This window comes from Chryseobacterium luquanense (assembly GCF_026460945.1).
In the GTDB taxonomy this organism is placed as follows: domain Bacteria; phylum Bacteroidota; class Bacteroidia; order Flavobacteriales; family Weeksellaceae; genus Chryseobacterium; species Chryseobacterium luquanense.
This window is the reverse complement of sequence record NZ_JAOVZV010000017.1, coordinates 64,523-78,269: the sequence shown is the minus strand read 5'-3', so window position 1 is coordinate 78,269 and position 13,747 is coordinate 64,523. Positions and strand designations below refer to the sequence as shown.

General features: G+C 30.0%; 14 protein-coding genes. 8 read left to right on the top strand and 6 right to left on the bottom strand.

What is annotated here, in order from left to right; translation table 11 throughout:
- The first annotated feature begins 119 nt into the window (after positions 1–119).
- The 5 genes from OEA66_RS15265 to OEA66_RS15245 all read left to right on the top strand — a co-directional run bounded on the left by OEA66_RS15265 (position 120) and on the right by OEA66_RS15245 (position 4,632).
- Positions 120–599 (top strand): hypothetical protein, encoded by a 480-nt coding sequence (locus OEA66_RS15265; RefSeq protein ID WP_267282206.1) that lies wholly within the window; start codon positions 120–122, stop codon positions 597–599.
- 327 nt (positions 600–926) lie between these two features.
- On the top strand, positions 927–2,174 hold the full coding sequence (rocD, locus tag OEA66_RS15260; protein WP_267282205.1) for an ornithine--oxo-acid transaminase: 1,248 nt from the start codon (positions 927–929) through the stop codon (positions 2,172–2,174).
- A 130-nt stretch (positions 2,175–2,304) separates the two neighbouring features.
- Positions 2,305–3,063: a glycosyltransferase family 2 protein gene (locus OEA66_RS15255; protein WP_267282204.1), complete on the top strand. Its 759-nt coding sequence runs from the start codon at positions 2,305–2,307 to the stop codon at positions 3,061–3,063.
- Between the two features lie 69 nt (positions 3,064–3,132).
- Entirely contained in the window at positions 3,133–3,888 is a 756-nt protein-coding gene (locus OEA66_RS15250; RefSeq protein ID WP_267282203.1) for a glycosyltransferase family 2 protein, read from the top strand.
- A 3-nt stretch (positions 3,889–3,891) separates the two neighbouring features.
- Positions 3,892–4,632 (top strand): polysaccharide deacetylase family protein, encoded by a 741-nt coding sequence (locus OEA66_RS15245; RefSeq protein ID WP_267282202.1) that lies wholly within the window; start codon positions 3,892–3,894, stop codon positions 4,630–4,632.
- Here the strand turns inward: OEA66_RS15245 and OEA66_RS15240 are convergent.
- The gene (locus OEA66_RS15240) at positions 4,629–5,708 is read right to left on the bottom strand and encodes a glycosyltransferase family 4 protein (RefSeq protein WP_267282201.1); all 1,080 of its coding nucleotides are present in this window, start codon (positions 5,706–5,708) and stop codon (positions 4,629–4,631) included. The genes OEA66_RS15245 and OEA66_RS15240 overlap by 4 nt on opposite strands.
- 62 nt (positions 5,709–5,770) lie before the next feature.
- On the opposite strand from OEA66_RS15240, the gene OEA66_RS15235 reads away from it, so the two are divergent.
- Positions 5,771–6,742 carry a WaaS/CpsH family glycosyltransferase gene (locus OEA66_RS15235; protein WP_267282200.1) on the top strand — a complete coding sequence of 324 codons (972 nt, stop codon included), beginning with the start codon at positions 5,771–5,773 and terminating at the stop codon, positions 6,740–6,742.
- The gene (locus tag OEA66_RS15230; protein WP_267282199.1) at positions 6,739–7,929 is read left to right on the top strand and encodes a glycosyltransferase family 4 protein; all 1,191 of its coding nucleotides are present in this window, start codon (positions 6,739–6,741) and stop codon (positions 7,927–7,929) included. The genes OEA66_RS15235 and OEA66_RS15230 overlap by 4 nt, the downstream gene beginning before the upstream one ends.
- A 10-nt stretch (positions 7,930–7,939) precedes the next feature.
- Here the strand turns inward: OEA66_RS15230 and OEA66_RS15225 are convergent, their stop codons facing one another.
- From OEA66_RS15225 to OEA66_RS15205, 5 genes are all read right to left on the bottom strand, one after another.
- Positions 7,940–8,782 carry a glycosyltransferase family 2 protein gene (locus OEA66_RS15225; RefSeq protein WP_267282198.1) on the bottom strand — a complete coding sequence of 281 codons (843 nt, stop codon included), beginning with the start codon at positions 8,780–8,782 and terminating at the stop codon, positions 7,940–7,942.
- Positions 8,783–8,826: 44 nt separating this feature from the next.
- Positions 8,827–9,657, bottom strand: coding sequence for a glycosyltransferase family 2 protein (locus OEA66_RS15220; RefSeq protein ID WP_267282197.1), 831 nt, complete (start codon positions 9,655–9,657; stop codon positions 8,827–8,829).
- A 21-nt stretch (positions 9,658–9,678) separates the two neighbouring features.
- A complete protein-coding gene (locus OEA66_RS15215; protein ID WP_267282196.1) occupies positions 9,679–10,803 on the bottom strand; it encodes a glycosyltransferase family 4 protein in 1,125 nt (374 codons plus the stop codon).
- Positions 10,804–10,887: 84 nt separating this feature from the next.
- Positions 10,888–11,712 carry a class I SAM-dependent methyltransferase gene (locus OEA66_RS15210; protein ID WP_267282195.1) on the bottom strand — a complete coding sequence of 275 codons (825 nt, stop codon included), beginning with the start codon at positions 11,710–11,712 and terminating at the stop codon, positions 10,888–10,890.
- A gap of 29 nt (positions 11,713–11,741) precedes the next feature.
- Positions 11,742–12,086 (bottom strand): phosphomannose isomerase type II C-terminal cupin domain, encoded by a 345-nt coding sequence (locus OEA66_RS15205; RefSeq protein ID WP_267282194.1) that lies wholly within the window; start codon positions 12,084–12,086, stop codon positions 11,742–11,744.
- Positions 12,087–12,206: 120 nt separating this feature from the next.
- Between OEA66_RS15205 and gltX the strand changes: the two genes are divergently transcribed.
- Complete coding sequence (gene gltX, locus OEA66_RS15200; RefSeq protein WP_267282193.1) at positions 12,207–13,715, top strand: glutamate--tRNA ligase; 1,509 nt, start codon at positions 12,207–12,209, stop codon at positions 13,713–13,715.
- The last annotated feature ends 32 nt before the right edge of the window (positions 13,716–13,747 follow it).

The following is a 13,747-nucleotide window of genomic DNA, read 5'->3' as shown; positions in this document are numbered from 1 at the left end:
GTTTTTTTATTTTAAAAGCAAAAATAAAAGCTTAAAAAATACTCCTTTTGGGTGATTGCAGTTTTTGAATATCTCTAATATATTTGGATAATAAATTTATCTAACTAATACTAAAAACTATGAAAAATTTACAATTACTATTTCTTTGTCTGTTTGCAAATATCCTTTTTGGCCAGACAAAATTTGACAATGAAAAATTAACGCTTGTTCAGGATGTCTATCACAATTCTACAAAAAACAATCTCTCGTCATTTATGGAAAAAAAAGGCTTTAAGGTTGGAGAAATGGAAAAAGCAGAAGGTCAGTATGGTGATGCATACAATTTCTCTTCACAATTTAACATGGTTCATGTAGAATACACTCCAAAAGGAGCAATGTACGGCGTAACGCTGCTTTATGCCGGAGCTCCTAATAATATATTTATTGAAATGAAATTAAAAGATGGAGGTTATACTTCCAAAGAACACGAAATGGAGATTGAAGGAAAAAAGTTTATCAAAAAGCAATGGACAAAAAGTGGCCAAAAAAATTCTTTTGTAACTTATGCAGATAGCGATGAGAAAATCGGTTTCCTTGGATATGGTGAATTTGAAGATTAAACTAAGTAATTAAATATCTTTTAAATCTCACAATTTTCTGAATTGTGAGATTTATAGTTTTAAGCTATTGAAACTTTAATGATATCGGACAAAAAACTCGTAATTTTTTTTACTAAACAATTATCAGCCCATACTTTTTTAATTAAATAAAGATGCTGGAATTCAAATGAAAAAAAAGATATAAAAACCAAATCCGCTCTGCCGTTTACTAAATATCTCTAAATTAAATACCAAACATGTAAAAGAGTTCTGTATCTTGACTTTAAACAGAAAAATTTACTTTAACCAAGTTATTTATAATAGCTAAATTTGTGAAAAACAAAGTTTATGTCAACAATTACAGCAAAAAACTCACAATATTTTATCGAACTTGAAGAAAAACATGGCGCTCACAACTATCATCCGCTTCCAGTGGTTTTAGATAAAGGTGAAGGTGTTTTTGTTTGGGATGTTGAAGGTAAAAAATATTATGACTTTCTTTCAGCTTATTCAGCTGTGAACCAAGGTCATTCTCATCCTAAAATTGTTGATGCTTTAGTAAATCAGGCTAAAAAATTAGCACTAACTTCAAGAGCATTTTACAACTCAAGTTTAGGAGAATACGAGAAAAAAATTACAACTCTATTCGGGTTTGATAAAGTTTTACCAATGAATTCCGGAGCTGAAGCAGTAGAAACTGCCGTAAAATTAGCAAGAAAATGGAGCTATGAAGTAAAAGGAATCTCTGAAAATGCAGCTAAAATTGTAGTTTGTGAAAACAACTTCCACGGAAGAACGACAACAATTGTTTCTTTCTCAAACGATCCTGATGCAAATAAAAACTACGGACCTTTCACTCCGGGATTTGTAAAAATTCCATATAATGATCTTTCAGCTTTAGAAGAAGTTTTAAAAAATGATGCTCAAAATATTGCTGCATTTTTGGTTGAACCGATTCAAGGCGAAGCTGGAGTTTACGTTCCAGACGAAAATTTCCTTAAAAATGCTTCAGAATTATGTAAAAAACATAATGTTCTTTTCATTGCAGATGAAGTTCAAACCGGAATTGCAAGAACAGGAAAATTAATTGCTTGTCATCACGAAAATGTACAGCCGGATATTTTGATTTTAGGAAAAGCACTTTCAGGTGGAATGTATCCCGTTTCTGCGGTTTTGGCGAATGACGAAATCATGAATGTCATCAAACCAGGGCAACACGGTTCTACTTTTGGTGGTAACCCGATTGCTTGTGCGGTTGCAATTGCAGCTTTGGATGTTGTGGAAGAAGAAAAACTTTCTGAAAGAGCCGAAAAATTGGGAAAAATATTCAGAAGTGAGATTGAAAAAGTAATTGAAAAATCTGATTTAATTACTAAAGTTCGTGGTAAAGGTTTATTGAATGCGATTTTAATCAACGATACACCTGAAAGTTCTACTGCGTGGAATCTTTGTTTACAATTAAAAGAAAACGGATTACTAGCAAAACCAACTCATGGAAATATCATCAGATTAGCACCACCTTTGGTCATTACAGAAGAACAATTATTAGATTGTATAAAAATAATTGAGAAGACCATTTTAGAATATAAAAAATAGATTTTTCATCATATTTAAAATTAATAACACTCTAAATCAGAGTGTTATTTTTTATTTAAGAAATTAAACAAACGATTGCTTAACTTTTTGAGATTTCTTTCATCTAATTATTTTAATAATGAAAATGACTATGAAAGATCCGAAAATAAGCGCATTGCTGATTGTATTTAATGAAGAGAAAAATATTGAAGAGGCCTTAAAATCAGTTGAGTTTGCAGACGAAATCATCGTCCTGGATTCTTTCAGCACCGATAAAACCGTTGAAATTATTAAATCTAAATTTCCACAAGTGAAATTATATCAAAATAAATTTGAGGATTTTACCAAACAACGCAACCTGTGCATTTCTTACGCAAAAAATGATTGGATTCTTTTTTTAGACGCTGATGAAAGAATTACTCCCGAATTAAAAACTGAGATTTTAAAAGAAATTAAAAAACCGATTACCCAAAAAGCTTATTTCTTCAAAAGAAAATTCTTTTTTATGGGAGAGAAAGTAAATTACTCAGGAACTCAAAATGACAAAAACATCCGTCTTTTCAAAAAAGAAATTGCTCATTATGACGAAAACAAAAGAGTACATGAAGGTCTAAGCAATGTCGATAATCCCGGAACTTTGCAAAATTATCTCCTTCATTTTTCATTCGATTCTTATGAAGCGTATTATCAAAAAATACTTCATTATTCTCACTTAAAAGCTCGGGATCTTCACGAGAAAAAAATTCCTTACAAGAAGATAAAACAACTTTCTAAAAGTGCATTCAATTTCTTTAAAATGTATTTTTTAAAACTCGGTGTTTTAGATGGGAGAAAAGGCTTTATACTGTCCTACTTAAGTGCGTTGAGTTCGTTTAAAACCTACGAATTCCTTAAAGAAGAATATGCATAACGATTATTTTACCGAAGGCAGAAAATTCTGAAAATAAACTGTATTTTTGCATTAGTAAGTCACATTTTTATGAAGCTTTCTGTAGCAATAATTACTTATAACGAAGATAGAATAATCGAAAAAAATCTGAACGCCGTTCACGATTTAGCCGATGAAATCATCATTGTAGACAGCTTTTCAAAAGACTGTACAGGAGAAATTTGTTCTAAATTTCCGAAAGTGAAATTTATTCAGCAAAAATTTTTAGGTTTTGGAAAACAGAAAAATTTTGCAATCGAAAAATGTCAGTCAGAGTGGATTCTTTTTTTAGATTCAGATGAAATTCCTGATGAAGAATTGAAAAATTCCGTCCGAAAAATTATATCTGAAAATCAATCAGAATTCAATGTTTATGATGTTGAATTTAATAATATTTTCTTAGGCGAAACTTTAAAATACGGAGGTTGGGGAAACATCAAAAGAGAACGACTTTTCAGAAAAGGTCACGGAAAATATTCTGAAGACATCGTTCATGAAGAATTTATTACAACCGAGTCCAAAGGCAAGTTAAAAGGCAAAATCAATCATTATACCTACAAAGATATTTATCATCACATCGAAAAATCTAACAAATATACTTCGATGATGGCCGAAAAAATGTACAAAAACGGTAAAAAATCTAATTTGTTCAAGATTTTGTTTAAACCTCTTTTTCAGTTTTTCAAGTCTTATTTTTTACGTTTAGGTTTTCTGGATGGTTTGGTTGGATATTATGCGGCGACAACTGCGGCGTTTTACACTTTTCTCAAATATAAAAAACTGCACGAAATTCATAAATTCAAATAAGTCATGATTCAATTTCTAAAAATGATTTTTGGCTTTTCGAAGAAAGAAAGCATCAGAATTTTGATGTATCACCAAGTTTTGCCAAAATCGATCGCTCCAAAAAATGATTTAATTGTAACTGTTGAAAATCTTGATGAACAATTAAATTTCATCAAAAACAATTATAAAACCATATTTTTCAAGGATTTGGAAAAGAAAAAATCTACTGAAAATAAAATCATCCTAACTTTTGATGACGGATATTACAACAATTTGCAATACCTCCTTCCTTTATTGGAAAAACATCAATTAAAAGCGACTATTTTTATTCCTACCGAATATATTCAGAAAAACGAGAATAGCGAAGAGAAAGTTTACATGAATTTTGATGATATAAAATCTTTGAATCCCCATGTAATTGAAATCGCATTACACAGTCATTCTCATCGCAATTTTTCTCAATTGTCAATTGAAGAAGCAGAAACAGATTTGCTGAAAAACATTGAAATTTTAGAGCAAAATAAAATTAAATTCACAAAAGTTCTTGCCTATCCTTACGGGAAATTTCCGAAAAAAAAACAGAAGAGAAAAGAGTTTTTCACATTGCTCGAAAGAATTGGAATTACATCTGCGATGCGAATTGGAAATAATGTAGATTTTTATCCTTTTAAAAATAAATTTGAAGTAAATAGAATCGACATCAAATATGGAGACACTTTAAAAACTTTCAAATGGAAAATGAAATTTGGGAAAACTAAGCTCTAATCTAATAAATCTTTGTACAGTTTTTCGTAAGAATCTGCCATTTTTTGATAACTAAATTTCGCAGCTCTTTCTTTTAATTTTACTTTATAATTTTCAGTATCAGCATTAAACATTTCCATTCCATCATCGTACACTTTCTTCATATTTTCAGGTGAAAAATCATTAAAATAAAAAGCTAAATCTCCGCCAATTTCCGGAAGACTTGTTAGATTGCTTAGAAAGATTGGTTTTCCAAAATACATTGCCTCAACCGGAGGAATGCCAAAACCTTCTGCCAAAGATGGATGACAATATGATTCACAATGTTGAAGAAGAAAATATTTCTCATAATTTTCAATATTTTCTAAAAGATGAACTCTTTTTTCTAAACTCAAATCTTTAACTTTTTGTAAAAATTTCTCTTTGTAATCCGACTTTGCCGAAGAAGTAATTAAAACTAAATCACGGTCATTTAGAGCAATTAAATTCAATAAAACTTCCTGATTTTTCTTCGGGAAAAGAACTCCGATATTTAGGATAAATTTTTTATTTAAAAATTGATAGTTTTTATCAGAGATATACTTATCATTTTCAGGGAAGACCAATCCGTTATAAATTACCTCAACTTTAACATCGTTTTTTAAGTTAAATAAATACTTATTTTTAAGAAAATCATCTTTTACAAACTCTGAAATACAAACAACTGCATCCGTATTTCCGATATTTTTTTGAACAAGTTTCTTTGATTTTTCAATTTTTCCGGCAGAACTTTTATCATGAAGAAAGTTTAGATCATGAAGTGTAACCACCTTTTTCTGGTTTGATTTTTTAGAATGAAAATAATCTGAAAGTTGATGTGTAACGTGAATTAAATGAAAAGTTGATGTGTTTATTTTCAATATTTTTTGCCAAAAGTTCCAATTGATGAGTTTGAAATCTTGTTTTAATACTGGAATATTTTTTTGTGGACCATATAATGTATAATTGAAATGGCATAATTTTTCGTTTAACCCTTTTATAAGGGAAATACAAACGTTAGCAATTCCAGATTTGGGATATTTTAATCGTTCAACGTCGATAAGAATGTTCTTTTTCATTAAAAACCGGGGCTTTTCCCCAAAAATAAAAATTTAAACTTAAAAATCTTTACTTTTGCTTTATGAAAATTTGTTTAATCAGTTTTGATTTTTGGCATTATGATGAACATATCGTTAATAAACTGAAAGAAAAAGGTGTTGAAGCATATCATATCAATATCGGAGCTTTTACGCATAAAAATTTTGGAGCAAGAATAACGAACGCAATGAGCAAAGTTTTTATTGGTAAAAATCTGAAACACGAAAAAAGACAAGATTTCATCATCGACTCTCTTAAAAAGATTGGGAAACAGGATCAGATTTTAGTGATCAATCCTGAGAATATAGAAGAACGTGTACACGAATTTATCCGAAAACATACAGACAGAAATATAGCTTATTTATATGATAGTATGTCGAGAAACCCAGCTGATCATATTTTGCATTACTTTGATACCGTTTTTTCTTTTGATGATGAAGATGTGAAAGAATATGGATTTAAAAAAATTACGAATTATAATTATCTTGAACACTGCCCAGCTGAAAAACAAAATCCTAAACTTGATTTATTTTATATCACTTCGTATGATACAGGACGGCTTGAAAGGCTGAATACTCTTATCAATCAAATACAAAATTTAAACATAAATTTTAGAGCAATAATTGCCGGAAAAAAAGGCTGGAAAAATCAAATCACACAGATTGTTGATCAGAAAAATATTAATATTCTGAATTTTAGAAGGACTAATATTCCACAGCAATCTTTGCCGAAATTATATAAAAACACGAAAGTAATTCTTGATCTTCAGAGACAGAATCAAATGGGATTGAGCTTTCGGATTTTTGAAGCCATGGCATTAGAAAAAAAATTCATAACTGATAATCAGAACATTAAAAATTATGACTTTTATAATCCAGAAAACATTTTGATCCTTAAAGAAGATTTCAGCAATATTGAAAAGTCTTTTTTTGAAACCAAGTATCAGAAACTTTCAGACGAAATTTATTACAAATACACACTTGACAATTGGGTGAAAACAGTTTTTAACTTATGAAACAAATTCATCATGTTTTGTTTATCACCAAAGAATTTCAGTCTGAATTTCAAGAAAATACAGGAGGAACCGGAGTTTTTTATAAAAATATCACAGATTCTCTAGTTGAAAAAAATATTCATGTTTCAGTTTTCGGTTCATCCAAGAAACCTTTTTCTATTGAAAATGATAAGCTTTCTGTATTATTTGTAAAAGATTATTTTAAAAAATATAAATTCATGGAGTTTTTACGCTCCATTTCCGGTAAAATTCCTTTTTTGAAAGATCTGCATTTCAAAATTTATGATTTGGAGATTAATTATTTGGAAAAAGAGTTATCAAAATTTATTGAAAATAAAGAAATAGATATTATTGAAACTCATGATTGGGAAGGAATAAGCCGTAGTGCAGAAAGTCTACCAATTCCCTGTGTAATCCGTTGTCATGGTTCATGGTCGATATTACGGGATTTCTTTGGATATGGCGCTGCAAAAGGTAAAATACATAATGAAAAGCTAGCTTTTAAAAATGCCGATAACATTATTACCATATCTCAGAATAACGAAAAAATGGTTCAGCAGATTTTTGGGGACAAAAATTATCAATTAATTTATAATGGAATTGACACTGATATTTTTAAGCCTCAAAAAAACAATCCGATTATAGAGAAATCTATATTCTATTTAGGAAATATTTCGTCAGAAAAAGGAGCTGAAACTGCATTGAATGCTTTTATAAAGGTGAGTAAGATCGAAAAAAATGTTACACTTCACTTTATAGGAAAAGAAACTAATCTAGTTAATCAATTAAAGGAAAAAATTTCACAGGAAAAGCTGGAGCAAAAAGTTTATTTTCATGGTAAAAAAAACCGTGATGAAGTAATAAAGCTGATTTCTCAGGCTGAAGTTGTAATATTCCCTTCTAAAGGTGAAACATTTGGTTTGGCACTTGCAGAAGCTATGGCATTAGAAAAACCTGTAATCTGCTCAAATCTGGAAGCTTTTAAAGAAATAGTTTCTGATGGTAAAAACGGTTTGATTGCAGAATCTGAAGACGAATTTGCTGATAAAATATGCGATGTATTTTCAAAAAAATTATTTGCTTCAGATCTGGCAAAAAATGCAAGAAAAACAATAGTCGAAAAATTTTCGTCTGACAAGATGTTGGAAGAAACTTTATCTTATTATACTAAAGTAATAAACCAGTAAATCAACTCTTTTAAAGTTTCTGAAAAGCTTTTGCTTCTTTTTTTCCTGTAAAAGAATTTAAAATATTTAAAAAAACTTTCAAAAGCTTCCACAAAAAAGAATGATTGTTCTGGATGTTTTTAATTTGTAACATTCTACGGGAGCTTGCAAACTCAATTAATTTAATTTCGTTCTGTAAGTTGGGGAATAACTCCTCATAAACAGCTTGTTTTTCTTTATAAATGATTCTTTCATTTTCAGAATTACTTGAAATACCTGAATTATCAAAATCACTGATTACCTCATCAATATGTATATAACTTGCTTTATTTACAATTATTGCTCTCAGAAAAAACTCCCAATCTGAAATAATTTTAAACTTTTCATTATAAAAACCGATTTCCTGAAAAAGAGTTTTCTTTATAAAAGATGAAGGATGAGGAAGAAATGAATGTAGAAAATATGTTAAATCGATATTTTTTGACGGACTAAATAATGTCTGAGGAACTTCGTTTAAACTATAAATTAAATTACCATAAATAATATCTGTATTGCTTAATAAAGGTAAAATTTTAGTTATTACATCAGGATTGGCAAGTTTATCACCACTATTTAAAAACAGCAAATAATCACCGCTTGCCATTTCGATGCCTTTATTCATTGCATTATAAACTCCGGAATCCGGTTCGCTAATCCATGCATTGATGTTATTTTCATTTCTCTCAATAATTCTTCTACTTTCATCAGTGCTACTTCCGTCCACAACAATATATTCAAAATCCTTTGAATTTTGACCGATAACACTTTCAAAGGTTTTCTCTAATCCTTTAGCATTATTGTAATTGATGGTGATTATTGACAGCTTATAGCTCACTTTTTAAATTTTTAGTTTGAAGAAAAATTGAGTGTTTTAAGAAATTAATCTTTTTTCATTTTGAATTTTGGTAAAAATAATAATACCAAACTAATCATCCATTTTAAAATTCTCCATGCTGCAGGGAATTTTTTTATATAAATTACCTGTTGAATTCTTTTAATTCTGGCTTCTTGGCTAAATTTCAGATCTTCTAAGAAAGCAGAAAAATATTTATTTAAAGTAATTTCTCTTTCCGAATGATAAACTGATAAATTCTCAGGTTTTGAAGATATACCTGAAAAATCATAATAGCAAATTGTTTCGTCTAAATGCTTATAAGATGCATTATACAGACATATTGCAACAATAAAAAATTCCCAGTCTGCACTGATTTTATATTCTTCATTGTAAAAGAAATAATCATGAAACAGATTTCTTTTAATGAAAGCAGCCTGATGATTGATTCCTCCTGTATAAAAGAAGCTAAATGTCAATTTTCTAGGGGGAACTTCTACTCTTCTGTAACCTGTATCATTAAAATAAACTGAATCACCGTACAAAATATCAATATCTGAAGTAAGCTGTTGTTGCACTTTCTCTAATACATTATTGTCATAGAAAAAGTCACCACTATTCATAAAAATGATGTAATCTCCAGAGGCTTTTCTAATACCTTTATTCATCGCATTATAAACTCCGGAATCTTTTTCGCTAACCCAATAATTAACTTTAGAATTTTTTTCAATTAATTCTTTACCACCATCTGTGCTTCCACCATCAATTACAATATATTCAAAGTCTGACCACGTTTGATTATTAATCGATTCGAAGGTCTTTATAAGACCATTTTTGTTATTATAATTGATTGTTATAATGGATAACTTTACACTCATTATTAATTTTTGCCTTTTAAATTATTTTTTTGCCGCATCAATATAAACCTGCAAGCATTGTTCCGCAGCATCTTTCCAATCAAACTTCTTTACATGTTCCAAGCCTTTTTCAGCATATAGCTTTCTAAGTTGATTATCGGATAATAACATTTGTATTTTTTCCTGTAAATCTTCTTCAGAATCAGAGTCAAAATAAATTCCTGCATCTCCTGCAACTTCCGGAAAAGAACCATGTTTAGATAAAATAATCGGACAACCACAGGCCATAGATTCTAAAACAGGAATTCCAAAACCTTCATATAAAGATGGAAAAACAAAACATTTTGCATTTTTATAATAATGTCCAAGCTCCTCTTCTTTAAAATATCGTTGGATTACTTGTTTTTCAACACCCAATTTTTTGATAAATGTAGTTTCTTCATCATTAAACTTACCTCCTCCGGCAGCGATTAACACCAAATTAGGATCATTTTTTAATAAAGGTGCTGCAGATTTCACTAAAAATTTAAAGTTTTTATAGTTAGGTCTGGCTCCAACATATAAAATATAATTTGCAGGCAAATCAACATGAGCAGTCGGATCAATTTTAATTGAACTCCCGTGATGAATAACAACTATTTTATCTGGATCAATCTGCGGATAAACTTTAATAATATCATTCTTTGTATTATTGGAAACTGCAATTATTTTAGTTGCTTTTTCCAACAGTTGAAGCTTACGCTCAAAAACTTTAAAGGAATCACCCTCAAAATATTGTGGCAAAAGCTCATGGATCATATCATAAACTGTTAAAACAAATGGCTTTCCATTAATTTTATCTAAAAAATACGGATTATAATATGTTGGAACAAATACATCAAAATTATTATCCTGAAAAGCTTGATTTAATAATTTTTCAGATTTTTTTCTCCTTAAAGTTCTCGTACTTATTTTAAAAAAAGCTAAAGTTTTATAAAGAAAATTTAAACCCTTATTTTTAACGAGAAGATTGGTGTTTTTGACATAAGCATTATCTGAACTGTAAATCGGCAAGATAACCTCTACATCCTCTTTTTGATTGAGTATAGAAAAAACCTCTGTATAATACCTTGAAATTCCTCCATAGGTTTGCTGATCAAAAATCTGCGGATCTAAAAGTATCTTCATATAACTATTGAAATTAGCATACTTGTAATTAACGATTGTATTTTATAAAATCCTTTATGTGGTGATTTTTTTTTCAAAAACAATCTATTTTCGTTCATTATTGGATGCATTATTTTCTAAAATTTTTTGAATTTTCGCATAATCATCTTCAAGAAGCCCTATTCTATCAATTCTGAAATTAAGTCTTGTCTTTTTTAATCCAAAAAACTCTCTGTATTTCGAGATATCATTTATAGCATAATCAATTTGCTCTTTCGAAAATTCTGTAGCAGAAAAAACATGATAATTTTTCTTTCTGTAATAACTTTTACCAAATTTATCAGCAATAATCCTTAATGACTTTTCAGTATAAAAGGCGATGTGCTGTCCTGTTTCATTGGCTATATAAACCCAATTTTCTACATTAGCTTTTGGAACAACATCTGTAGAAAATATTAAATTGTCTGCATAGCTCAATATATTTCCAATCTCCTCTAATGGATTTTCTAGATGTTCAAAAACCTCAAATGCTGTCACAACATCAAATTTATTTACATCAATATCCGTAATATCAAAATGTTTTGAAAAAATATTTTCGCAATAAATATCCTGTCTGTAAAAATCATAACCCAAATCTCGCATCAAGCGTACAAAAATACCATACCCGCCTGCAAAATCAAGATACATCTTAGACTGAGGAAAAAAAGTATCGATAAACTTCGGTATTGTTTGCAATAGCTCATTATTTCTTTTTAAGATACCAATATCTAAAGACGTAATCGCATTATTATAAGCTTCTTCAAGCCAAAAAGGTTCATCTGTTTGGATGAAACCACAATTTTCACATTGATGATAGTCAACATTGTACTTCAGTAAAATTTTCTTTGAGAAAATCTTATTTGCACTGCTTGAACAAATTTTACATTTCATATGAGCTATTAATTTATTTATTATCTCAATTAGCTCCTATCATACTCATCATCCAACCTCACAATATCATCTTCACCAAAATAAGTTCCTGTTTGCACTTCAATGAAGACAACAGGTTTTTCTGATAAATTCATAATTCTGTGTTTGGCTCCCAATGGAATGAAAATACTTTCTCCATAAGACAATTTTATTTCTTTATCATCCAAAACTATAGTAGCATCACCTTCGATGATTGTCCATTGTTCCTGTCTTTTATGATGATATTGGTAAGACAGTTTTTGTCCTGGGTTTACTTCGATTCTTTTCAGTTTATAATTGGCTTCGTCTGCCAAAACGTAATATTTCCCCCAAGGTCTTTCGCCGATTTCTAGCATAATTAATGAATTCTAAATTTGTACAAATGTAGATAATAAGATTAAAAAATCCCAATATCAAAAATATTAAACATCTTTAAAATATTTAATTTAAGTAAATTTGCAAAAATTTTATTTAAAATGGAGAAAGTAAGAGTCCGTTTTGCTCCAAGTCCTACAGGACCTTTGCATTTGGGAGGTGTAAGAACCGCATTATATGATTATCTTTTTGCTAAAAATCAAGGTGGCGCGTTTGTATTGAGAATTGAAGATACAGATACCGCAAGATACGTTGAAGGAGCAGAAGATTACATCGAAGAAGCTTTGGAATGGTGCGGAATTATTCCCGATGAAAGTCCTAAAAAAGGCGGAAAATTTGCTCCATACAGACAATCTGAGAGAAGAGATATTTACGACAGATATACAGAGCAAATCTTGAAAACAGACTATGCTTACATCGCTTTCGATACGGCTGAAGAATTAGACGCAATCCGTGCTGAATATGAAGCTAAAGGTGGTGTTTTCTCTTATGACAATAAAACTAGAAACCGTTTAAGAAACAGTCTTTCGCTTTCTGAAGAGGAAGTTCAAAAACTATTGGATGAAAAAACTCCATATGTTGTAAGGTTTAAAATGCCGGTTGACAGAACGTTAGGCTTAGTAGACATTATCAGAGGGAATTCTGCGGTAAACACAGACGTTTTAGACGATAAAGTTTTAGTTAAAAACGACGGAATGCCAACTTACCATTTCGCCAACATCATTGATGATCACGAAATGGAAATCTCCCATGTCATCCGTGGTGAAGAATGGTTACCTTCATTAGGTTTACATATTTTATTATATGAAGCAATGGGTTGGGAAGCTCCCCAATTTGCTCATCTTTCTTTAATTTTAAAACCAGAAGGCAAAGGAAAATTAAGCAAAAGAGACGGCGACAAATTCGGATTTCCTGTTTTCCCTTTGAATTTTACAGATACTGCAACTGGAAACGTTTCTAAAGGATATAGAGAAAGTGGTTACTTGCCGGAAGCTTTCATCAATATGGTGGCGCTTTTAGGATGGTCTCCTGCAGATGACAAAGAAATTTTGACTTTGGAGGAAATGGCACAAGAATTTGATTTAAATAAAGTTCATAAAGCCGGAGCAAGATTCAGCAAAGAAAAATCTGAATGGTTTAATCATCAATATATTCAAAAAACTTCGGATGAAGATTTAATGAATATTCTTAAAAATTCAGATTTAAATTTAAATATCGAAGATGAAAAATTGCTAAAAATCATTCATTTAATGAAAGAAAGAGCAACGTTTCCGAAAGATATTTATGAAAATGGAAAATTCTTCTTTGAAGCACCAACTTCTTACGATGAAAAAGCTTCAAAAAAAGCATGGAATGATGAAACTTCTAGCCTTTTGACTGAATTTGCAGAAAATTTAAATTCATTAAATGATTTTACCTCTGAAAACATTAAACAAAATTTACATGATTTTGCAGAAAGCAAAGGTTTAGGAATGGGGAAAGTAATGATGCCTCTTCGTCTGGCTTTGGTAGGAGAATTGAAAGGACCAGACGTTCCTGATATTTTAGAACTCATTGGTAAAGAGGAAAGTACCGCAAGAATAAGCAATGCAGTGAATAATTTTAAATAGATTTATCATAATTTTTCATACATTTGAAAGAT

Coding starts and splice junctions, on each gene's coding strand:
- OEA66_RS15265 (WP_267282206.1), top strand. CDS start 120: ATGAAAAATTTACAATTACTATTTCTTTGTCTGTTTGCAAATATCCTT.
- rocD (WP_267282205.1), top strand. CDS start 927: ATGTCAACAATTACAGCAAAAAACTCACAATATTTTATCGAACTTGAA.
- OEA66_RS15255 (WP_267282204.1), top strand. CDS start 2,305: ATGAAAGATCCGAAAATAAGCGCATTGCTGATTGTATTTAATGAAGAG.
- OEA66_RS15250 (WP_267282203.1), top strand. CDS start 3,133: ATGAAGCTTTCTGTAGCAATAATTACTTATAACGAAGATAGAATAATC.
- OEA66_RS15245 (WP_267282202.1), top strand. CDS start 3,892: ATGATTCAATTTCTAAAAATGATTTTTGGCTTTTCGAAGAAAGAAAGC.
- OEA66_RS15240 (WP_267282201.1), bottom strand. CDS start 5,708: ATGAAAAAGAACATTCTTATCGACGTTGAACGATTAAAATATCCCAAA.
- OEA66_RS15235 (WP_267282200.1), top strand. CDS start 5,771: ATGAAAATTTGTTTAATCAGTTTTGATTTTTGGCATTATGATGAACAT.
- OEA66_RS15230 (WP_267282199.1), top strand. CDS start 6,739: ATGAAACAAATTCATCATGTTTTGTTTATCACCAAAGAATTTCAGTCT.
- OEA66_RS15220 (WP_267282197.1), bottom strand. CDS start 9,657: ATGAGTGTAAAGTTATCCATTATAACAATCAATTATAATAACAAAAAT.
- OEA66_RS15215 (WP_267282196.1), bottom strand. CDS start 10,803: ATGAAGATACTTTTAGATCCGCAGATTTTTGATCAGCAAACCTATGGA.
- OEA66_RS15210 (WP_267282195.1), bottom strand. CDS start 11,712: ATGAAATGTAAAATTTGTTCAAGCAGTGCAAATAAGATTTTCTCAAAG.
- OEA66_RS15205 (WP_267282194.1), bottom strand. CDS start 12,086: ATGCTAGAAATCGGCGAAAGACCTTGGGGGAAATATTACGTTTTGGCA.
- gltX (WP_267282193.1), top strand. CDS start 12,207: ATGGAGAAAGTAAGAGTCCGTTTTGCTCCAAGTCCTACAGGACCTTTG.